The 19,677-nt window shown below is 59.4% G+C and carries 21 protein-coding genes and 2 tRNA genes; 21 read left to right on the forward strand and 2 right to left on the reverse strand.

Going from position 1 to position 19,677, the window contains the following annotated elements; translation table 11 throughout:
• Positions 1 to 52: 52 nt before the first annotated feature.
• Genes guaA through BMZ63_RS06830 form a run of 4 tightly spaced genes read left to right on the forward strand, consistent with a single transcriptional unit; the run spans position 53 to position 3,556 of the window.
• A complete protein-coding gene (gene guaA / locus BMZ63_RS06815; RefSeq protein ID WP_091703464.1) occupies positions 53 to 1,630 on the forward strand; it encodes a glutamine-hydrolyzing GMP synthase in 1,578 nt (525 codons plus the stop codon).
• 12 nt (positions 1,631 to 1,642) lie between these two features.
• Positions 1,643 to 2,164 carry a tRNA adenosine(34) deaminase TadA gene (gene tadA, locus BMZ63_RS06820; RefSeq protein WP_091703467.1) on the forward strand — a complete coding sequence of 174 codons (522 nt, stop codon included), beginning with the start codon at positions 1,643 to 1,645 and terminating at the stop codon, positions 2,162 to 2,164.
• Complete coding sequence (gene galE / locus BMZ63_RS06825; protein ID WP_091703470.1) at positions 2,161 to 3,153, forward strand: UDP-glucose 4-epimerase GalE; 993 nt, start codon at positions 2,161 to 2,163, stop codon at positions 3,151 to 3,153. The genes tadA and galE overlap by 4 nt, the downstream gene beginning before the upstream one ends.
• Positions 3,146 to 3,556, forward strand: a complete 411-nt coding sequence (locus BMZ63_RS06830; protein WP_091703473.1) for an HIT domain-containing protein — start codon at positions 3,146 to 3,148, stop codon at positions 3,554 to 3,556. Before galE ends, BMZ63_RS06830 begins: the two co-directional genes overlap by 8 nt.
• Positions 3,557 to 3,563: 7 nt before the next feature.
• Here the strand turns inward: BMZ63_RS06830 and fabR are convergent, their stop codons facing one another.
• Positions 3,564 to 4,190, reverse strand: a complete 627-nt coding sequence (gene fabR, locus BMZ63_RS06835) for an HTH-type transcriptional repressor FabR (RefSeq protein ID WP_091703477.1) — start codon at positions 4,188 to 4,190, stop codon at positions 3,564 to 3,566.
• A gap of 478 nt (positions 4,191 to 4,668) precedes the next feature.
• Between fabR and aspS the strand changes: the two genes are divergently transcribed.
• The 15 genes from aspS (at position 4,669) to nadA (ending at position 16,707) form a co-directional block, all read left to right on the forward strand.
• Positions 4,669 to 6,468 (forward strand): aspartate--tRNA ligase, encoded by a 1,800-nt coding sequence (gene aspS, locus BMZ63_RS06840; RefSeq protein ID WP_091703480.1) that lies wholly within the window; start codon positions 4,669 to 4,671, stop codon positions 6,466 to 6,468.
• Between the two features lie 55 nt (positions 6,469 to 6,523).
• On the forward strand, positions 6,524 to 7,267 hold the full coding sequence (locus BMZ63_RS06845) for a YebC/PmpR family DNA-binding transcriptional regulator (protein WP_091703482.1): 744 nt from the start codon (positions 6,524 to 6,526) through the stop codon (positions 7,265 to 7,267).
• A gap of 33 nt (positions 7,268 to 7,300) precedes the next feature.
• Positions 7,301 to 7,828 (forward strand): crossover junction endodeoxyribonuclease RuvC, encoded by a 528-nt coding sequence (gene ruvC / locus BMZ63_RS06850; protein ID WP_091703485.1) that lies wholly within the window; start codon positions 7,301 to 7,303, stop codon positions 7,826 to 7,828.
• A gap of 30 nt (positions 7,829 to 7,858) precedes the next feature.
• On the forward strand, positions 7,859 to 8,485 hold the full coding sequence (ruvA, locus tag BMZ63_RS06855; RefSeq protein ID WP_091703488.1) for a Holliday junction branch migration protein RuvA: 627 nt from the start codon (positions 7,859 to 7,861) through the stop codon (positions 8,483 to 8,485).
• Between the two features lie 167 nt (positions 8,486 to 8,652).
• Positions 8,653 to 9,684, forward strand: a complete 1,032-nt coding sequence (gene ruvB / locus BMZ63_RS06860) for a Holliday junction branch migration DNA helicase RuvB (protein WP_091703491.1) — start codon at positions 8,653 to 8,655, stop codon at positions 9,682 to 9,684.
• The gene (ybgC, locus tag BMZ63_RS06865) at positions 9,677 to 10,102 is read left to right on the forward strand and encodes a tol-pal system-associated acyl-CoA thioesterase (RefSeq protein WP_091703493.1); all 426 of its coding nucleotides are present in this window, start codon (positions 9,677 to 9,679) and stop codon (positions 10,100 to 10,102) included. Before ruvB ends, ybgC begins: the two co-directional genes overlap by 8 nt.
• Before the next feature lie 38 nt (positions 10,103 to 10,140).
• The gene (gene tolQ / locus BMZ63_RS06870; RefSeq protein WP_091703496.1) at positions 10,141 to 10,827 is read left to right on the forward strand and encodes a protein TolQ; all 687 of its coding nucleotides are present in this window, start codon (positions 10,141 to 10,143) and stop codon (positions 10,825 to 10,827) included.
• Between the two features lie 31 nt (positions 10,828 to 10,858).
• Positions 10,859 to 11,305 carry a protein TolR gene (gene tolR, locus BMZ63_RS06875; RefSeq protein ID WP_091703500.1) on the forward strand — a complete coding sequence of 149 codons (447 nt, stop codon included), beginning with the start codon at positions 10,859 to 10,861 and terminating at the stop codon, positions 11,303 to 11,305.
• 75 nt (positions 11,306 to 11,380) lie between these two features.
• On the forward strand, positions 11,381 to 12,352 hold the full coding sequence (gene tolA / locus BMZ63_RS06880) for a cell envelope integrity protein TolA (protein WP_091703800.1): 972 nt from the start codon (positions 11,381 to 11,383) through the stop codon (positions 12,350 to 12,352).
• 83 nt (positions 12,353 to 12,435) lie between these two features.
• The gene (gene tolB / locus BMZ63_RS06885) at positions 12,436 to 13,692 is read left to right on the forward strand and encodes a Tol-Pal system beta propeller repeat protein TolB (protein ID WP_244888385.1); all 1,257 of its coding nucleotides are present in this window, start codon (positions 12,436 to 12,438) and stop codon (positions 13,690 to 13,692) included.
• Between the two features lie 50 nt (positions 13,693 to 13,742).
• Positions 13,743 to 14,324, forward strand: coding sequence for a peptidoglycan-associated lipoprotein Pal (gene pal, locus BMZ63_RS06890; RefSeq protein WP_091703506.1), 582 nt, complete (start codon positions 13,743 to 13,745; stop codon positions 14,322 to 14,324).
• Between the two features lie 23 nt (positions 14,325 to 14,347).
• A complete protein-coding gene (gene ybgF / locus BMZ63_RS06895) occupies positions 14,348 to 15,127 on the forward strand; it encodes a tol-pal system protein YbgF (protein WP_091703508.1) in 780 nt (259 codons plus the stop codon).
• Positions 15,128 to 15,239: 112 nt separating this feature from the next.
• A tRNA-Lys gene (locus tag BMZ63_RS06900) sits at positions 15,240 to 15,315 on the forward strand.
• A 60-nt stretch (positions 15,316 to 15,375) separates the two neighbouring features.
• Positions 15,376 to 15,451: transfer RNA gene (locus BMZ63_RS06905), tRNA-Lys, on the forward strand.
• Positions 15,452 to 15,645: 194 nt separating this feature from the next.
• Positions 15,646 to 16,707 carry a quinolinate synthase NadA gene (gene nadA / locus BMZ63_RS06910; RefSeq protein WP_091703511.1) on the forward strand — a complete coding sequence of 354 codons (1,062 nt, stop codon included), beginning with the start codon at positions 15,646 to 15,648 and terminating at the stop codon, positions 16,705 to 16,707.
• 20 nt (positions 16,708 to 16,727) lie between these two features.
• Here nadA and BMZ63_RS06915 read toward each other — a convergent pair whose 3' ends face one another.
• A complete protein-coding gene (locus tag BMZ63_RS06915) occupies positions 16,728 to 18,206 on the reverse strand; it encodes a M48 family metalloprotease (protein ID WP_091703514.1) in 1,479 nt (492 codons plus the stop codon).
• Positions 18,207 to 18,354: 148 nt separating this feature from the next.
• Between BMZ63_RS06915 and BMZ63_RS06920 the strand changes: the two genes are divergently transcribed.
• Together BMZ63_RS06920 and BMZ63_RS06925 are read left to right on the forward strand one after the other, a co-directional pair.
• Positions 18,355 to 18,582, forward strand: a complete 228-nt coding sequence (locus BMZ63_RS06920; RefSeq protein WP_091703515.1) for a sulfurtransferase TusA family protein — start codon at positions 18,355 to 18,357, stop codon at positions 18,580 to 18,582.
• 15 nt (positions 18,583 to 18,597) lie between these two features.
• Positions 18,598 to 19,677 carry an AI-2E family transporter gene (locus BMZ63_RS06925; protein ID WP_091703518.1) on the forward strand — a complete coding sequence of 360 codons (1,080 nt, stop codon included), beginning with the start codon at positions 18,598 to 18,600 and terminating at the stop codon, positions 19,675 to 19,677.

Below are 19,677 nucleotides of genomic sequence, written 5' to 3' on the forward strand. Positions count from 1 at the left end.
TTGACCCGGCCCGTTTAGGGCCGGGTTTGTTGTTTAATAGCCAGAGGACACCATGGCCCAGAATATCCACGACCACCGCATCCTGATTCTCGATTTCGGTTCCCAGTACACCCAATTGATCGCCCGCCGTGTGCGTGAGATTGGTGTTTACTGTGAGGTTAAGGCTTTCGATATCACCGACGAAGAGCTGGCCGCCTTCAATCCCAAGGGTATTATCCTTGCCGGTGGCCCGGAATCGGTCACCCAGCTCGGTGGCCCGCGAGCGCCGGAAGGCCTGTTCGAGCGCGGCATTCCCATTCTGGGCATTTGCTACGGCATGCAGACCATGGCCGAGCAGCTCGGTGGTCGCGTGGCCAGTTCGGAGAAGCGCGAATTCGGCTACGCTCAGGTGAAAGTGCGGGCCAAGGGGCCGCTGCTGGCCGACATTACCGATCACCTGACGCCGGCCGGCGATTCCCTGCTGGATGTCTGGATGAGTCATGGCGACAAGGTGGTGGCGATGCCGGAAGGCTTCGAGCTGCTGGCCTCCACCGAGAGCGCGCCGATTGCTGCCATGCAGGATTTGAGCCGCAACCTGTACGGCGTGCAGTTCCACCCGGAGGTGACTCATACCCTGCAGGGCAAGCGCATTCTGGAGCACTTTGTTCTGAACATCTGCCAGTGCGAGGCACTGTGGACGCCGGCCAAGATTGTTGACGACGCAGTTCGACAAATTCGCGAACAGGTGGGCAACGATAAAGTACTGCTGGGCCTGTCCGGCGGTGTCGATTCCTCGGTCACGGCAGCGCTGCTGCACAAGGCCATCGGCGACCAGCTGACCTGCGTGTTCGTGGACAACGGCCTGCTGCGCCTGCACGAAGGCGATCAGGTGATGGACATGTTCGCCAACAACATGGGCGTCAAGGTCATCCGTGTCGACGCCGAAGACCTGTTCCTGGCCAAGCTCAAGGGCGTGGACGACCCGGAACAGAAGCGCAAGATCATCGGTAACACCTTCATCGATGTGTTCGATGACGAAGCGGCCAAAATCACCGATGTGAACTGGCTGGCCCAGGGCACGATCTACCCGGACGTGATCGAATCCGCTGCCTCCAAAACCGGCAAGGCACATGTGATCAAATCCCACCACAACGTGGGTGGCCTGCCGGAAACCATGAAAATGAAACTGGTGGAGCCGCTGCGCGAGCTGTTCAAGGACGAAGTGCGCCGGATTGGTCTGGAACTTGGCCTGCCGTACGACATGGTGTATCGCCACCCATTCCCGGGGCCGGGTCTGGGCGTGCGTATCCTGGGAGAGGTGAAGAAAGAATACGCTGATATCCTGCGCCGCGCCGATGCCATCTTCCTGGAAGAACTGCACCGGGCCGACCTGTACCACAAGACCAGTCAGGCCTTTGCCGTGTTCCTGCCGGTCAAATCCGTGGGCGTGGTGGGCGATGCCCGCCGCTACGAGTACGTCATTGCCGTGCGTGCGGTGGAAACCGTGGACTTCATGACCGCCCGCTGGGCGCGCCTGCCGTATGAGCTGCTGGAAACCGTATCCAACCGGATCATCAACGAGATTACCGGCGTGTCCCGGGTGACCTACGACATTTCCTCGAAGCCGCCTGCCACCATCGAGTGGGAATAAAGTCCGGTCAATATGGTGCTTGACGCAGAGCATCCAGACGACGAAGTCTGGATGAACCGGGCCCTGCAACTGGCCGCCCAGGCGGCCGAGCTGGGCGAAGTGCCGGTGGGCGCCGTGGTGGTGCTGGATGGCCGGGAGATCGGCGCGGGCTTCAATGCGCCCATCTCCGGTTGTGACCCCACCGCCCACGCTGAAATTCGTGCCCTGCGGGATGCCGCCGCCCGAGTGGGAAATTACCGCCTGTCCGGAGCCACCCTGTACGTGACCCTGGAGCCCTGCACCATGTGTGTGGGGGCCATTGTCCATGGTCGCATCAGCCGGCTGGTGTATGGCGCCACCGAGCCCAAGGCCGGTGCTATTGAGTCGGCTCGGGCTACACTGGAAGAACCCCATCTCAACTGGCAGGTAACGCCAGTCGGTGGCGTGCTGCAGACTCGTTGCAGTCAGATCATCAGTGATTTTTTCAGCCGGCGGCGCCGGGAAATCCGTCAGCGTCGTCAACAGCCTTCAGGGAAGGGGAGTGAGAATTCATGAAAGTACTGGTCACCGGCGGTGCCGGCTACATTGGCAGTCACGTGGTGCGTCAGCTGGCCGAAGCCGGTCACGACATTGTGGTTTTTGATAACCTTTCCACCGGCTACCGCTGGGCGGTCACCGCCGGCGAACTGGTGGTGGGCGACCTGGCAGACGAAGAAGCCATTGAATACTTGTTTTCCCGGCACAAGTTTGAAGCAGTATTGCATTTCGCCGCCAACATCGTGGTGCCGGAATCGGTCGCCAATCCGTTGAAGTATTACAGCAACAACACCCGCAACACCCTGAACCTGTTGAAAGCAGTGGAGCGCCACCAGGTGCCCTACATGGTGTTCTCGTCCACTGCGGCGGTGTACGGCATGCCCGAGCAAACCGTGCTGACCGAAGACTTGCCGCTGGCGCCGATCAACCCCTACGGTGCCTCCAAGATGATGAGCGAGCGCATGATCATGGATCTGGCGGATACCGGTGATCTGAACTACGTGATCCTGCGTTACTTCAACGTGGCGGGCGCCAACCCGGACGGCCTGCTGGGACAGGCTACCCCGGAAGCCACCCACCTGATCAAAGTGGCCAGTGAATGCGTCACCGGTCAACGGCATGGCATGAGTGTGTTTGGCACGGATTACGACACCCGTGACGGCACCTGCATTCGCGATTACATCCACGTGGAAGACCTTGCCAAGGCCCATGTCATGGCGCTGGAGTACATGGCCGGCGGCGGTGAATCGCAGGTATTGAACTGCGGTTATGGCCGGGGCTTTACCGTGCGCGAAGTGATTGATGTGGTAAAACGGGAGTCGGGCGTGGATTTCCCGGTTCAGGAAACCGGCCGTCGTGCCTGCGATCCCGCCGCGCTGATGGCCGACAATACTCGCATAAAACAGATACTGGGCTGGCAGCCGGATTACGATGACCTGACCACCATCGTGCGCACCGCGCTGGCCTGGGAAAAAATCTGGCAGGAGAAAAAGACACAGAATGTTTGAACTGCACCCCAAGTTGGCAGCCGATACCCATCATCTGGGCAAATTTGGCCTGAGTGAGGTATTACTGATGAACGACAGCACCTGGCCATGGGTGATCCTGGTGCCGGCCGTGCCTGACATCCGGGAGATCTACGAGCTGTCAAAAATTCAGCGAATCCGGTTGCTGGAAAGTTCCTCGATTCTCAGCAAGGGCATGATGGATGTGTTTCGGGGCGACAAAATGAACGTGGCGGCGCTGGGTAACATGGTGCCACAGTTGCATTTGCATCACATTGTGCGTTTTGAAAACGACCCGGCCTGGCCGGCCCCCGTGTGGGGTAAGCAGGCGCCCGTTCCCTATACGGACGAAGCACTGGAGAAAATGCGCGAAAAACTCAGGCCTGTGCTGGAAAAACTGGTTTGATCGGCGATTATTCCAGGCCCTGCTGCCATTGAGCCAGGGTCTGGGAGCCCACCAGGATCATTCTCAGCTCGGTTTTCAGTTTTACCTTCAGCTCCTCCCGTTCCCGTGGCGTGGCATCCAGCGCCTCGGCCCCCTGATTGAACACCAGGGTGACCATGGATTCGGCCACCAGCCGGGCATCGGACAGCGGCTTGTCCTGTTGCTCGGCAAACAATTCCAGATCATCCGCCAGTTCAGCCACCACGTGGTCAATCTCCGCCTTGACGGCCGTCCGGAAGGTTTTTGATACGCCGGTCCGCTCGCGCAGCATCAGCCGGAACAGGTTGGCGTTGTCGCCCAGATACTCCATGAACGTATCCACCGACGTGGCAATGGCGCTGCCGTCCCGGGCAATCCGCTTGCGGGCCTGGCGCATCAACTGGCGCAGGGCTACGCCACCTTCATCCACCAGTGCCAGCCCCAGCTCATCCAGATCGGCGAAATGCCGGTAAAACGAGGTCGGCGCAATGCCCGCCTCCCGGGCCACTTCCCGCAAACTCAGGCTGCCAAACCCCCGGTCGGCGCTGAGCTGGCTCAAAGCCGCATCCATCAACGCCCGCCGGGTCCTTAGTTTCTGTTCTGCCCTGGTGGTCAAACCTGACTCCGTTTACCGCTGAAAACGGCCATTCTAGCGGGCAGTGCCGCTAACGTCATCCGCAGACCGGATTTGCCGTGCGGTACACCTGATTTCCAGTCTTATTGTGTTTATAATAGGCGGCTTTCTTTTGAGGTCGAACTCAGTGCTTGCGGCCAATAAACAGGTAGCGCCGGGCAGGGGAATGGCTTTCCGAAAATTTGTGGAGCCACGGATGGCGGAACATAAGCGCCCAGGGATGGCTAGAGCGCTTTTCGGAAAGCCATTCCCCTGCTCGGTGCGGGCGGGCCATCAGGCTGCCCAGGCGAGGCAAGCAATCAGGCAGCAGCAAACTTTCCGGGACACGCTGTGAATACGTCCCTGTACGCTTGACTGCAGCATCCATGCTGCAGACAGTCCCGGAAAGTTCGCTTCTGCCTGCTTGCCCAGACAACACAGTTAAACGTAAACGCACACATTAAACGTAACGGGAACCGGTATGCGCAGTCATTATTGCGGTGGGATCAACGAATCCCACATTGATCAGGAAGTCACACTCTGCGGTTGGGTACACCGCCGCCGCGATCACGGCGGGGTTATCTTCCTGGATCTGCGGGATCGGGACGGCATGTCCCAGGTCGTGGTTGACCCAGACACCCCCGAAAGCTTTGCCCTGGCCGAGAAAGTCCGCAGCGAATACGTCATCAAGGTCACCGGCCGTGTGCGTCGCCGCCCCGCCGGCACCGAGAACAACAACATGCCCACCGGTCAGGTGGAGTTGTTGGGCAAACAACTGGAAATCCTGAACGCCGCCGCCACGCCGCCGTTCCCTCTGGACGAGCACGTGGACGTGGGCGAGGACGTGCGTCTGCGCTACCGCTTTGTGGACCTGCGCCGCCCGGAAATGATCAACCGCCTGCGCTTCCGTTCGCGGGTGACCAGCTACATCCGCAACTTCCTGGACAGCCGCGGCTTCATGGATGTGGAAACCCCCATCCTGACCCGGGCCACCCCGGAAGGCGCCCGTGATTACCTGGTGCCTAGCCGCACCCACGAAGGCTCCTTCTTCGCGCTGCCGCAGTCGCCCCAGTTGTTCAAACAGCTGCTGATGGTGTCCGGGGTGGACCGCTACTACCAGATCGCCAAGTGCTTCCGCGACGAAGACCTGCGCGCCGATCGTCAGCCGGAGTTCACCCAGGTGGACATCGAGGCCTCCTTCATTGATGAAGAGACCCTGATGGGCCTGAACGAAGAGATGGTTCGCTCCCTGTTCAAAGACGTGCTGGAAGTGGACCTGCCGGAATTTCCGCGCATGCCGTACTCCGAGGCCATGCGTCGTTACGGCAGCGACAAGCCGGACCTGCGTATCCCGCTTGAGCTGCAGGATGTGAACGATCTGGTCGAAAATGTTGACTTCAAGGTGTTTGCCGGCCCAGCGAAAGACCCGAAAGGCCGTGTAGCAGCGCTGCGTGTACCAGGCGGTGGCAAGCTGACCCGCAAGCAGATTGACGACTACACCAAGTTTGTCGGCATCTATGGCGCCAAGGGGCTGGCTTACATCAAGGTTAACGAGCTGGCCAAGGGCATTGAAGGCTTGCAGTCTCCGATCATCAAGTTCCTGGGCGATGAGGCCGTGATGGCCATCATGGAGCGCGTGGGTGCCGAAGACGGCGATATCGTGTTCTTTGGCGCGGACAAGACCATGGTGGTCAACGAAGCCCTGGGCGCGCTGCGTATCAGGATCGGTCACGATCTGGACATGCTGACTTGCCAGTGGGCGCCGCTATGGGTGGTCGACTTTCCGATGTTCGAGGAAACCCCGGATGGCAGCCTGACCGCCATTCACCACCCGTTCACCGCGCCGTCCTGCAGCCCCGAAGAGCTGGCGGCCGATCCGGCCAACGCCCTGTCCCGCGCCTACGACATGGTGCTGAACGGTACCGAGCTGGGTGGTGGTTCCATCCGTATCCACAGCGAGCAGATGCAGGAAGCGGTATTCCGCATCCTGGGCATTGGTGAAGAAGAGGCTCGCGCCAAGTTTGGCTTCCTGCTGGACGCCCTCAAGTACGGCTGCCCGCCGCACGGTGGCCTGGCCTTCGGTCTGGACCGTCTGGTGATGCTGATGACTGGTTCCAGCTCCATCCGTGACGTGATTGCTTTCCCGAAAACCCAGAGCGCTACTTGTCTGATGACCCAGGCGCCGGGCGAAGTGGATGAGAAACAGCTCAAAGAGCTGAACATCCGCCTGCGTCGCTCGGCCAAGGCTGCCGATGGCAACAAGAGTGAGGACAAGGCGTAAATTCTGTTCACCGGGGCGGCTTTGCTGCCCCGGTTAACCGAAAGGAGTTTTGATAATGGCTGGACACAGTAAATGGGCCAATATCAAGCACCGCAAAGCGGCCCAGGATGCCAAGCGCGGCAAGATTTTCACCAAGATCATCCGTGAGCTGGTTGTGGCCGCGCGCCTCGGCGGGGGAGACCCGAACGATAACCCCCGGTTGCGGGCGGTGGTCGACAAGGCCCTGACCGCCAACATGAAAAAAGACACCATCGAGCGGGCCATTGAACGGGGCGCCGGCGGTGGTGATGACAACAACTACGAAGAGCTCACCTACGAGGGCTACGGCCCCGGTGGCGTAGCATTCTTCGTGGAAGTCATGACCGACAACAAAAACCGCACCGTGGCCGAGGTTCGCAACGCCTTCAATAAATCCGGCGGCAACCTGGGCACCGACGGCTCGGTGGCCTACCTGTTCACCAAACAGGGCATTATCAGTTACGGCCCGGAAGTGGACGGCGACAAGCTGATGGAGGCGGCGCTGGAAGCTGGCGCCGAGGATCTGCAGGAGCAGGAAGATGGCTCCTATGAGATTGTCACCACGCCCGAAGAATACCTGGATGTGAAAGAATCCCTGGTCAAATCCGGGCTCAAGCCCGATAACTCGGAAGTGACCATGGTGCCAGCCACCCGTGTGGAATTGGACCGGGAAGGCGCCGAGAAGATTCTGAAGTTGATTGATACCCTGGAAGATCTGGACGATGTCCAGAACGTGTACCACAACGCGGAAATTTCCGCTGAGATCATGGAATCCCTCTGAGGTGGTTCCTCCAACCGGGAGCAGGGCAGTCTGATGGCCATTATTCTGGGCGTGGACCCCGGTTCCCGCATCACTGGCTACGGTATTATCCGTGTGGAAGGCCGTACCACCGAGTACATCGACAGCGGCTGCATCCGCGTGGGCGACAAGCCCTGGGCCGAGCGCCTGCAAACCATCTTTCACAGTCTGGCTTTGCTGATTGGCGAGTACCGGCCCGAAGAGTTTGCCATCGAACAGGTGTTCATGGCCCGCAACCCGGATTCCGCGCTCAAACTGGGTCAGGCCCGGGGCGCCGCTATTGTCAGCGCCGCCAACAGCGGCTTGCCCGTCCACGAGTACTCGGCTCGCCAGGTCAAGCAGGCGGTGGTGGGTACTGGTGGCGCCGATAAGGCCCAGGTTCAGCACATGGTGCAAACGCTGCTGAAGTTGTCCCGCAAACCCCAGGCCGATGCCGCCGATGCCCTGGCCATCGCCCTGTGTCACGCCCACATGAACCAGAGTGTACTGCGGCTGGCCAGCTCCGGCGGGAAAGTCAGAAGCGGTCGGGTGCGCCGCCAATAACCGGCTCCCGGGAGCCAAAGGAGACCTTTCTTGATTGGTCGTATTCGAGGATTGCTGATTGAAAAAACGCCGGGCCATGCGCTGGTGGAATGCGCCGGGCTGGGTTATGAAATCGATATTCCCTACACCACCTTCTTTCACTTGCCCGATACCGGCCAGGAAGTGACCCTGCATACCCATTTCGCCGTTCGCGAGGATGCCCAGAGCCTGTTCGGCTTTGCCTCCAGGCTGGACCGGGATCTGTTCCGGCTGCTGATCAAAGTCAACGGGGTTGGCCCCAAGCTGGCCGTGGGCATTCTGTCGGGACTGGATGCCCAGCAGTTCATCCGCTGCGTGGAAACCCGCGATGTCAATGCCCTGGTCAAGCTGCCCGGGGTGGGCAAGAAAACCGCCGAGCGCCTGCTGATCGACATGGCCGACCGAATTGGTCAACTCGAAGGCCAGTTCGTGCCCGGCGAACCGGTGGCCGCAAAGCCTGGAGAACCCGCCCCGGAACCGTCCGCTCCGGACCCCGGCGAAGAGGCGGAAGCAGCGTTGATCGCCCTTGGCTACAAGCCCCAGGAAGCCGCCAAGGCCATCAGCAAGGTGGCCGAGCCGGGCATGAACAGCGAGGCGCTGATACGCCTGGCGCTGAAAAACATGATTCCTACCCGTTAAAGGTGTGCCGGGCGCTGATGTTGGTCCGGTTTGCTGTTAAGGTTTATGACAGCAATCTGTAGAGAGCGTAACGTGACTCACACACTTCCCCTTGTAGAATTGGCGCCAGCAAACGAGCCAGCCCGGACAAACCGGGCATGGTCAGGTGCCAGCAACCGGATGTCGCCATGATCGAATCGGATCGACTGATCACCCCCAATGCGGGGGATTACGAAGAAGTCCAGGATCGCGCCATACGCCCGAGCCTGCTGGCCGACTATGTGGGCCAGCCCACCGTGCGTGAGCAAATGGAGATCTTTATCTCCGCTGCCCGTGGCCGGGAAGAGGCACTGGACCATACGCTGATTTTTGGCCCGCCCGGCCTTGGCAAAACCACCCTGGCCAACATCATCGCCAATGAAATGGGCGTGTCGATCAAGACCACGTCAGGGCCGGTCCTGGAAAAGGCGGGAGATCTGGCCGCGCTGCTGACCAACCTGGAAGAGGGCGATGTTCTCTTCATCGATGAAATTCATCGCCTGAGCGCGGCGGTGGAGGAAGTGCTTTATCCGGCCATGGAAGACTATCAGCTGGATATCATGATCGGCGAGGGGCCGGCCGCCCGCTCCATCAAACTGGATTTGCCTCCATTCACCCTGGTGGGAGCCACCACCCGGGCCGGGCTGCTGACCTCGCCGCTGCGCGACCGTTTCGGCATTGTCCAGCGCCTCGAGTTTTATAACACCTCGGATCTGACGCACATTATTATGCGCTCGGCCCGTTTGTCCTCGGTGGACATCGACGAGCAGGGCGCCTTTGAAATTGCCCGTCGCTCCCGGGGCACGCCCCGGATCGCCAACCGGCTGTTGCGCCGGGTCCGGGATTTTGCCGAAGTACGCAGCAATGGCCATATCAGTTCGGATATTGCCGATCAGGCCCTGAACATGCTGAAGGTGGACAACCAGGGTTTTGATCACATGGACCGCCGGTTACTGTTGGCAATGATTGAAAAGTTCGACGGCGGTCCGGTGGGCGTGGAAAGTCTGGCGGCGGCCATCAGCGAAGAGCGGGGCACCATCGAAGACGTGCTGGAGCCCTTCCTGATCCAGCAAGGGTTCATGATCCGCACGCCCCGGGGCCGGATGGTGACCTCCCACGCCTATCAGCATTTTGGAGTCAGATTGCCGAAATCCGCCCAGGAGGAAGACCTTTTTGACTGAGCAGACGCCGGAAGCCCGTTTTGAGTTGCCCATTCGCGTTTACATTGAAGACACCGATGCCGGCGGCATTGTGTTTCACGCGAAATACCTGCATTACATGGAGCGAGCCCGCACCGAGTGGATTCGCAGCCGGGGCGTGAGCCTGCGGGCGGGGCTGGAGCACAACATCAGTTACGTGGTGCAGCGGATGGATATCAATTACCGTGCCCCGGCCAGGCTGGATGACCAGTTGCTGGCGACGGCCGAGCCAATCGCGTTCTCCAGGGTCTGGATGAACTTCCGGCAACAGGTGCTTCGCGCCTCCGATCGGACCCTGTTGTGTGAAGCCGAGGTGCGTGTGGCCTGCATCTCGCTTGACACTGGCAAGCCGAGGCGCTTGCCGGAAGACATGCAGAATCTTTTGAAGAACGCCATTTAACCTATTAATAACACGATCTATCTTTGCAGGAGTATACAGTGGAAGCGGAACTGTCGGTCTGGCATCTGATTGCGAACGCGGGGATTCTGGTACAGCTGGTAATGTTGTTGCTGGTACTGGCTTCGGTGATCTCCTGGGCGCTTATTTTTCAGCGTATCCAGGTTTTCCGTAAGGCCAGACAGGCGCAGCTGGACTTTGAAAGCCGTTTCTGGTCGGGCATGGATCTGGGGCAGCTTTACAAAGAGGTGAATGACAACCCAACCCCATACTCCGGACTGGAATCGGTCTTCCGGGCCGGCTTCAAGGAATTCTCCCGTCTGCGTCAGCAAAGCCGGGATGCCGACGCGGTCATGGAAGGCAGTCAGCGGGCCATGCGCGTGGCGTTCTCCCGCGAGCAGGAGCGGCTGGAAACCCACTTGCCGTTTCTGGCCACCGTTGGTTCCACCAGCCCCTACGTTGGTCTGTTCGGCACTGTCTGGGGCATCATGAACTCGTTCCGCGGCCTGGCGCAGGTGCAGCAAGCCACCCTGGCGACGGTAGCGCCGGGCATTTCCGAAGCCCTGATTGCCACGGCCATGGGCCTGTTTGCCGCCATTCCGGCGGTGGTGGCCTATAACCGTTTCGCCGCCCGCTCCGAATCGCTGCTGAAAAACTACGAAACCTTTGCCGAAGAGTTTTCCAGTATTCTGCATCGGCGCGTACACAGCAGTGAGCAGGCCTCATGATTGAACGTTTATCCGTTGGGAGAAGCGCACTATGAAAGGCATGGGAATGATGTCGCAGCAGCGGCGCAAGCCAATGGCGGAAATCAACGTGGTGCCCTATATCGACGTGATGCTGGTGTTGCTGGTGATCTTCATGGTGACCGCCCCAATGCTCACTCAGGGGGTGAAAGTCGATTTGCCGGAAACCACCTCCGATCCCATCCAGCAGGATAAGGACGTGGAACCGATTACCGTTTCCGTGGACAGCAACGGTGCCTATTATCTGGAGGTGGGCGATGACCGGGGCAACGCCATTTCCCTGGAACAGGTGCGTGAACAGGTGGCCAAGATCCTGTCCCAGCGTACAAGCGCCGAAGTGCTGGTGCGGGGCGACGAATATGTGGATTACGGGCAGGTGGTCCGGTTGATGGCGGAGCTGAAATCAGCGGGCGCCACCGGTATCGGGCTGATTACCGATGCACCTGACGACAATCGGTAACGCTGCGGTGGAGATGCTGTGACAGGTCACGAACGTGAAAGCATCAGCACCGGAACCGCGCCCTGGCTGTCGGGCGTGGCATTTTCGGTGATTCTGCATGGGCTGATTGCCGTGCTTGCCCTTGTCGGTTGGAGTTGGTCAGGCTCCACGCCGCCGGAGCCGCAGCCCAACGCCATTTCGGCCCGGCTGGTCAGTCCCGAGCCGAAACCCTCGCCAGTGGTCGAGGAGCAGGATCGGGAAGAGCAGAGACAAAAGGAGCGGGAGCGCCAGAAGCGGGAAGAGGAGCGCCAGGAGGCTGAACGCCAACGGCAGCAGGAAGAACAGGCCCGACGGGAAGCCGAACGTCAGGCAGAAGCGCAAAAACAGCGTGAAGCTGAGCGGCAGCGTCAGGAAGCCCAGGCGAAAGAGCGTGCCGAGCAGAAAGCCCGTGAGGAAGAGGCCGCCCGCAAGAAAGCCGAAGCCGAGGCAAAGGAGCGTGAGCGCCGCCGTCAGGAGGAAGAGCGCAAACGCCAGGAAGAGGCCCGCCGCAAGGCCGAAGAGGAAAAACGGCGTCAGGAGGAGCAGCGCAGAAAAGAAGAGGCTGAGCGCAAGCGCCAGGCTGAAGAGGAAGCCGAACGTAAACGCCGGGAGGCCGAGCGCAGGCTCCGGGAGCAGCAGTTGGAAGCCCTGGCGGAGAAGCAGGAACAGGAAGCAAGGGAAGCCGAGCGCCGTCGCCGGGAAGCCGAGGCTGCGCGGGCCCGTGAAGCGCAGATGCTGTCGGAAAGCCAGAAGTACCAGGGGCTGATTCGCGAGCGGTTGAGCCAGGCCTGGTATCCGCCGTCGTCAGCCACGGAGGACATGACAGCCCGCTTGCAGATTACCCTGTTGCCCACCGGTGAACTGGCCAGCGTTAAACTGGTCAACAGCAGTGGCAACACAGCGTTTGATAACTCGGCACTGGGCGCGGTGCGCTCGTTAAGCCGATATCCGGTGCCGGATAACCGTGACACGTTCGAACGGTATTTCCGGCAATTTACCATTGAGTTCAATCCCGAGCGATTGCGATGAAGCGGATAAAATCCATGACAGCAAAGCGAGCTTATCCACGCAGTTATGCCAATCCAGTGCTGACACTGGCTGTTGCATTTTTGATGCTTGCGGCCACCGGCAGTGCCCGCGCGGAGCTGCTTATTCGCATTACCGAAGGGGCGAATGCGGCCATTCCGGTCGCGGTTGTGCCCTTTGCCGAAAGCGGCACCATGCCGGCGGGGGACAAAATCGGCAGCATTGTGCGATCGGATCTGACCATGAGTGGCCAGTTTAATCTGCTGGCGCCCGAAAAAATGCTCAGTTTGCCGTCGCAGCGTTCAGACGTGTATTTCCGGGACTGGCGCATGCTCGGTCAGCGCTATCTGCTGGTAGGACAGGTGTCGCGGGAAGGAGACCAGTTGCGTGCCCGATACGAGTTGTTCGACGTCAATCGTGAACAGCGCATCCTGGGGGAGACAGCGTCGGCCCCGGCCAGCAGAGCCCGCTCACTGGGCCATCACATCAGCGACAAGGTTTATGAAGCCATTACCGGTGAACCGGGTGTGTTCTCAACACGACTGGCTTATGTCACCGTCGCCGGTCAGGGGGAGGATATTCGCTATCGGCTGCAGGTCAGTGACGTGGATGGCAAACGCTCGAAAGTCCGGCTGGAGAGTGGCGAGCCGATACTGTCGCCAGCGTGGTCGCCGGATGGCAAGAAACTGGCTTATGTGTCGTTTGAAACCGGCAAGCCGGTTATCTTTGTTCACGAGCTGGCCACCGGAGAGCGGCGGAAAGTGGCGGACTTCCGTGGTCTGAATTCGGCACCGGCATGGTCACCCGATGGAAAGTCGTTGTTGATGACTCTGTCGCGGGACGGCAACGCCGAAGTCTATAAAATGGAGCTGGCCAGCGGTGATCTGACCCGTCTGACCCATCACTGGGCGATCGATACCGAAGGTAGTTGGGACCATTCGGGAAGGGGGATTTTCTTCACCTCTGACCGGTCCGGTGGGCCGCAGATTTACCATATGGAGCGTCTGGGAGGCGAGGCCCGACGGATCACCTTTGGTGGTCGCTACAACGCCCGGCCCAGACCGGACGCCAACGGGGAGTACGTGTACTACGTGCATCAGCGGGAAGGGGAGTTTGTTATCGCCCGCACCCATCTGGATAACGGGCAGGAAAGTATTGTGACCCGTACCGGCGCGGACGAATCGCCCAGCCTTTCTCCCAACGGCCGGCTTCTGATCTATGCCACCGAGCAGGATGGCGACAGCGTTCTGAGCGTGGTGTCCACCGAGGGCGGCGCCGCCTACAGCCTGCCAGCCGCGGAGGGCGAAGTTCGTGACCCGGCCTGGGGGCCGATCACCCGATAGTGCAAACCGAAAACCATTGTTAACCGGATGTCAAAAGAGGAAACCTGACTATGAAAGCGTCTCTGTCACCAAAAGTAATTGCCCTGCTGATGGCCGCCGGGCTGTTTGCCGGTTGTAGTTCCACCGGCGAGAAAATGGATGAGGAAAGCTACGGCTCCGATGTTGAAGCGATTGACCAGGACGGTGGTGCTACCGTGTATGACGGTACCGATGAAGAAGGCGGTATTTCCTCCTCGGCAATGACCGAAGAAGAGCGCAGGGAGGCCCGCGAACAACAGCAGCAGGCCGAGCAGGAAGCGCTGCGGGATATCACCACCTTCTACTTTGATTTCGATACCTCGGAAATCAAACCCGAAGCCCGCGATGTGCTGGTTGCCCATGCCCGCTATCTGGCCGACAACCCCCGTGTGCAGGTACGCGCTGAAGGCCACGCCGACGAGCGCGGCAGCAAGGAGTACAACCTGGCCCTGGGTGAACGCCGGGCGAAGGCGGTGGAACGTTTCCTGATTGTTAATGGCGCCTCCCGTGGCCAGATCGAGACCATCAGCTATGGTGAGGAAAAGCCGGCGGTGCGCGGCTCCGGCGAGGAAGCCTGGGCACAGAATCGTCGTGTTGAGCTGAAGTTTGACTAACACCTGAATAACCGGATATCACCATGAGAAAGCAACTCATGGCGACCGTGCTGCTCCCGCTGGGCCTGGGCCTGGCGGGGGTTGCCGAAGCACAGTCGTCTGCCCCCGTTTTCCAGAATGCCGAATCCGAGGCCCGGCGCAAGTCCGGTGACAATCAGGCTACGGCCGAGCTGTTCTACATGATCCAGCAACTGCAAAGCACGGTGCGCCGGCTTGAAGGGCAGGTTGAGGAGCAGCAGCACCAGATTGAGCGTTTGCAGTCCCAGGGCCGTGATCGCTATGTGGATCTGGACCAGCGCCTTCTGGATTTGTCCGGGAAAGTGGAGGAGAGCGTCCAGCGCTCATCGACCGGTGACTCCGCGACGCAGCAGGAAAATGACGAGGGCGAGCTTCAGCCGGCCCGTGTGTACCGTGCTCCTGGCGAGGCAGAGAAAGAAACCTACAACGAAATTATCCGCCTGATCCGTGAGGACAAGGATTTTGATACGGCGATTGGTCGCCTGTACGAGTTTATTGATGAGTATCCGGAGGGGGATTTGACAGTTAACGCCTACTACTGGCTGGGCGAAGTGTACCTGGCAGTGCCGCAGCTTGAGCAGGCGAAGCAGGCGTTTACGATTGTCGCTACCCGTTATGCGGACCACCGGAAAGCGCCGGATGCCATTTACAAGCTGGGTGTCACACTGGATCGTATGGGCGAGACAGAGGAAGCCCGGCGGCGTATGCAGGTTGTGGTGGACGATTACCCCGAATCGGATCCGGCTGACATGGCGCGGAAATACCTTGAGGACAATAAAAGCTGATCACCGGCCAGACAAATCGCCTAATCACTGATCAGTCAGAAAAAAACTGTCTTGAAAGTGAAAAAAAGGGGTTGAACCGGGAAAAAATATCAGTACTATATGCGCCTCGTTTGGGTCGTTAGCTCAGTTGGTAGAGCAGTTGGCTTTTAACCAATTGGTCGAAGGTTCGAATCCTTCACGACCCACCAAATTCAGAACGGCAGCCCCAGGCTGTTGTTCGCCGGATGAAAAGCCGGCACACAAGTTACGGGTCGTTAGCTCAGTTGGTAGAGCAGTTGGCTTTTAACCAATTGGTCGAAGGTTCGAATCCTTCACGACCCACCAATAAGTAGAAGCCGCAAGCAGCGGTTTTTGCAGAAAAAAAGAGCCTAAGGGCTCTTTTTTTTTGGCCGAAAGAACCCATATAGTCAGGCATCAGCGTAAATAGCTTCACCCGTTACCGGAGTTTGCTGCAACCCACTGAAGTTACATGGGGAAATGGTATACTCCGCCGGTAAATGCACTTCAGAGATCCCGTGATGACACGATCGCAAGACCGTATCCTTGTTCAGGAACACCTGGCCCATCAGGCGGAGCCTCAGCCTTTGAGTGCCGAGGAGAAAGCCGAACTCGAAAGCCGTATCAAGGATGTCTTGAAACGAGAAGACGCTGTGTTGGTGGCCCATTACTACACAGATCCCGATATTCAGCGTCTGGCGGAAGAAACCGGGGGCTGCGTGGCAGACTCGCTGGAAATGGCTCGCTTTGGCAACCAGCATCCGGCTTCCACGGTGGTGGTGGCCGGTGTGCGTTTCATGGGCGAAACGGCGAAGATTCTCAACCCGGAAAAGCGGGTGTTGATGCCCACGCTGGAGGCAACCTGCTCTCTGGACGTCGGTTGTCCGGCGGATGAGTTCTCCGAATTCTGCGATCAGCATCCGGACCGCACGGTAGTGGTCTATGCCAATACCTCCGCCGCAGTGAAGGCTCGTGCGGACTGGGTGGTGACCTCCAGTTGCGCCCAGGCCATCGTCGAGCACCTGGACAGCAAGGGTGAAAAGCTGATCTGGGCACCAGACAAGCACCTGGGCAGTTACGTGCAGAAGAAAACCGGCGCCGACATGTTGCTGTGGGACGGTTCCTGCATTGTGCACGAAGAGTTCAAGTTCCGGGGCCTGGAGGATCTCCAGGCGCTTTATCCGGAGGCAGCAGTGCTGGTGCACCCGGAATCACCGGACGCCGTTGTTGAGCGCGCGGATGTGGTGGGTTCCACCTCGCAGTTGATTCACGCGGTACAGACCTTGCCCAATCAGGAATTTATTGTTGCCACCGACAATGGCATTTTTTACAAGATGCAGCAGCTGGCGCCCAACAAGACCTTGATCGAGGCACCGACAGCCGGCAATGGTGCCACCTGTCGCAGTTGCGCCCATTGCCCCTGGATGGCCATGAACGGCCTGCAAAACCTGCTGCAGGTGCTTGAACGTGGTGATCAGGAGGTTCAGGTGGATGCCGGCCAGAGAGAGGCCGCACTGCGCCCGCTTCGCCGGATGCTGGATTTCACCGCCCACATGAACCTGCAGGCCGCCGGCAACGCCTGAACGGGGCCGCTTCAATTGGGCTAACGCTGCTGCTGTTGCTGCTGGCGTAAACGGGTGATGTCATCCAGTCGTTCATTGACGACCTGTCGTTCTGCGGAGCCGGCCGGCAGGATTTGCTGGGCCTGGCGTAGTTGCCGCTGGGCCGATTCCAGATCCCCCATCAACTCATAATATTCCGCTCTTGCCCGGTGTACGCCGACAATATTGCGTGCAATTCCCTGGGCTTCGGCCAGCCGAAGCCAGAGTTGTTCCTGGTTCGGGTGCCTGCGGGTGAGGTCGCGCCAGAGGTCGGCGGCTTTGGCTCCATTCCCGTCCCGGGTTTCGAGCAGCGCCAGGGCATAGGTGAGCGGGTAATTGCCGGGATTGCGGTCCAGTGCCTGTGACAGTATTTCCCGCGCCGCGCCATATTGTTGTTCGTCCATGAGGATGTCGGCCAGGGTGGCCTGGAAGGTGATGCGTCCAGGGTTGTCAGCCAGCAGTTGCTCGAGTATTTCCCGTGCCTGATCGTATTGCCGGTTTTCCTGATAAGCCACCGCCAGGCCGTAACGGATGGCCTCACTGTGGACCGCGTCGTCCTGTTCGAGATACGACTCGAACGTTTCCACCGCCAGTTCCGGTGAACGGGCGTAATGCACCTGCAAGCGGCTGCGTACCAGGTGATATTCCTGGCCGTCACGGACACGCTCATCCGGGTACTGCTCTGCCCGGGCGCGGGTGTCTGCCACGCGGCTGCGGGTCAGCGGGTGAGTGGACAGGTATTCCGGTAGCCGGTTTCCCTGCAGGCGGTTCTCGCGCATCATAATCTCGAACATTTCCGGCATGCCCCTGGGGTCCATGCCCGAATTGGCCAGTATTTCCATGCCGATGCTGTCGGCTTCCTGCTCATGGGCGCGGCTGTAGGCCAGCATGTTCTGGATCGACAGTGCCTGAGTGCCGGCAATGGCGGCAATGCCCACATCCGATTGAGTGACGGCGCTGAGGATAATGCCGGCAATCATGCCGGCTACGGTCAGTGGTGTGCTGGCCTCCTGCTGTTGCATGCGCCGGGCAAAATGGCGCTGGCTGAGATGAGCCAGTTCGTGCGCCAGCACCGAGGCAAACTGCTGTTCCGTGGCGGCGTCGAGGAACAGCCCGCCATTGACGCCAACGATGCCCCCGGGCACGGCGAAGGCGTTGAGCGCCGGGCTGTCGATAATCACCATCTGCAAGTCCCGGTTGTCCAGGGGAGCCGAGGGCACCAGGCGATAGATAATGTTGCTCAGGTAATCGTAAACCAGTGGATCCTGGATACGCGGAGCGGACCGGCGTAAGGATGTCATGACCTGCCGGCCAATATCCGCTTCCTGCTGGCCGGCGATCAGTCCACCACCCACGCCGCCAATGGTCGGCAGGGAGGATTCCTGTGCATGGCCTGGTTTCGGGCTGCAAAGGGCCAGGAGCAGCAACGCCAGGGTAACGGCCCGTGGTGAAGCGGTGAAAAGCTTGAATCTTTGCGTCATGGAATCCGATAATGCCCTGATTGTCGGGATGTCTTTACGACTAACGTTAACAGGTTTTGTGGTGCATTAGAGTAACACCCTCGGCATAATGCCTGCCTGAATACTGTCTGAATCTTAATGGTTATTCCCTCTGAGGCTGAACGAAGGTATGGCTGATCGAACACTGGACGCCAGCGGTTTGCGCTGCCCCATGCCGTTGCTGAAAACCAAGCTGGCTTTGAATGATATGGCCGCCGGCGAGGTTCTGGCGGTCACCGCGACCGATCCGGGTTCGGCAAAAGACATCCCGGCGTGGCTGGGTATGACCAGTCACATTCTGGTCAGCCAGACTGAAACCCAGGAAGCCTGGTATTTCGAGATCAAGTGCGGCGGCTAACGCCCGGAGTTGTTGATGGTCAGAATTCTGCAGGGCCTCGCCCATAAATATTTCTCCGACGAGGAAGCGATTATCCTGCTTCTGCTGTTGGTGGTCGGTACCGGATTTATCATCTTTTTCGGGGCCATGCTGGCGCCTGCCATTGCCTCTGTCATTATCGCCTTCATCCTGCAGGGTCTGGTTGCCAAACTGAGAAGCCTTGGCGTGCCCGAGATTGTTGCGATTCTTGGTGTGTTCCTGGTGTTTATGGGGATTCTGGTCGGGTTTATTTTTGGCCTGTTGCCGTTGATCTGGACTCAGGTCAGTGCGCTGGCCAGCGAGGCACCGCGGATTATCCGTGAGCTGCAAAGCTACCTTGAACTGTTGCCAGACCAGTACCCACACCTGGTATCAGCCGAGGCGGTTAACACGGTGTATCAGCAAGTATCGGCGGAAGTGGGGCAGATCACCCAGTGGCTGGTGTCTTTCTCGCTGTCGAGTATTCCGGACCTGGTGGCATTGCTGATCTATGTGGTACTGGTGCCCATTCTGGTGTTTTTCTTCCTCAAGGACCGGCGCGTGCTCATTTCATCCATTGGCCGGCTGCTGCCTCCCCAGCGGCCGATGATGGCGCGCATCTGGCACGAAGTGAACCTGCAGTGTGCCAATTACGTGCGGGGCAAGGCCGTTGAAATCCTGATCGTTGGCAGCGTCACCTACGTGGCTTTCAAGCTGTTGGGCATGCCTTACGCGGCGTTGCTGGCGATGCTGGTGGGGCTCAGTGTGGTGATTCCGTACATCGGTGCGGCGGTAGTGACTATCCCGGTGGCCGTGATCGGCCTGTTTGCCTTCGGTTGGGGCACCCATTTTATCTGGGTCATGGTGGCGTACGGCATCATCCAGGCGCTGGATGGTAATGTGCTGGTGCCAATCCTGTTTTCCGAGGTGAATAACCTGCACCCGGTGGCCATTATTGTCGCTGTTCTGTTCTTTGGCGGAATCTGGGGGATGTGGGGGGTGTTTTTTGCCATCCCGCTGGCAACCATGCTCAAGGCGGTGTTTGCCGCGTGGCCGGTGAAAACCCTGGAAAGATCACCGGCCAGCGAAGAGGAATAG

The sequence above is a fragment of the Marinobacter persicus genome (assembly GCF_900114155.1).
In the GTDB taxonomy this organism is placed as follows: Bacteria; Pseudomonadota; Gammaproteobacteria; order Pseudomonadales; family Oleiphilaceae; genus Marinobacter; species Marinobacter persicus.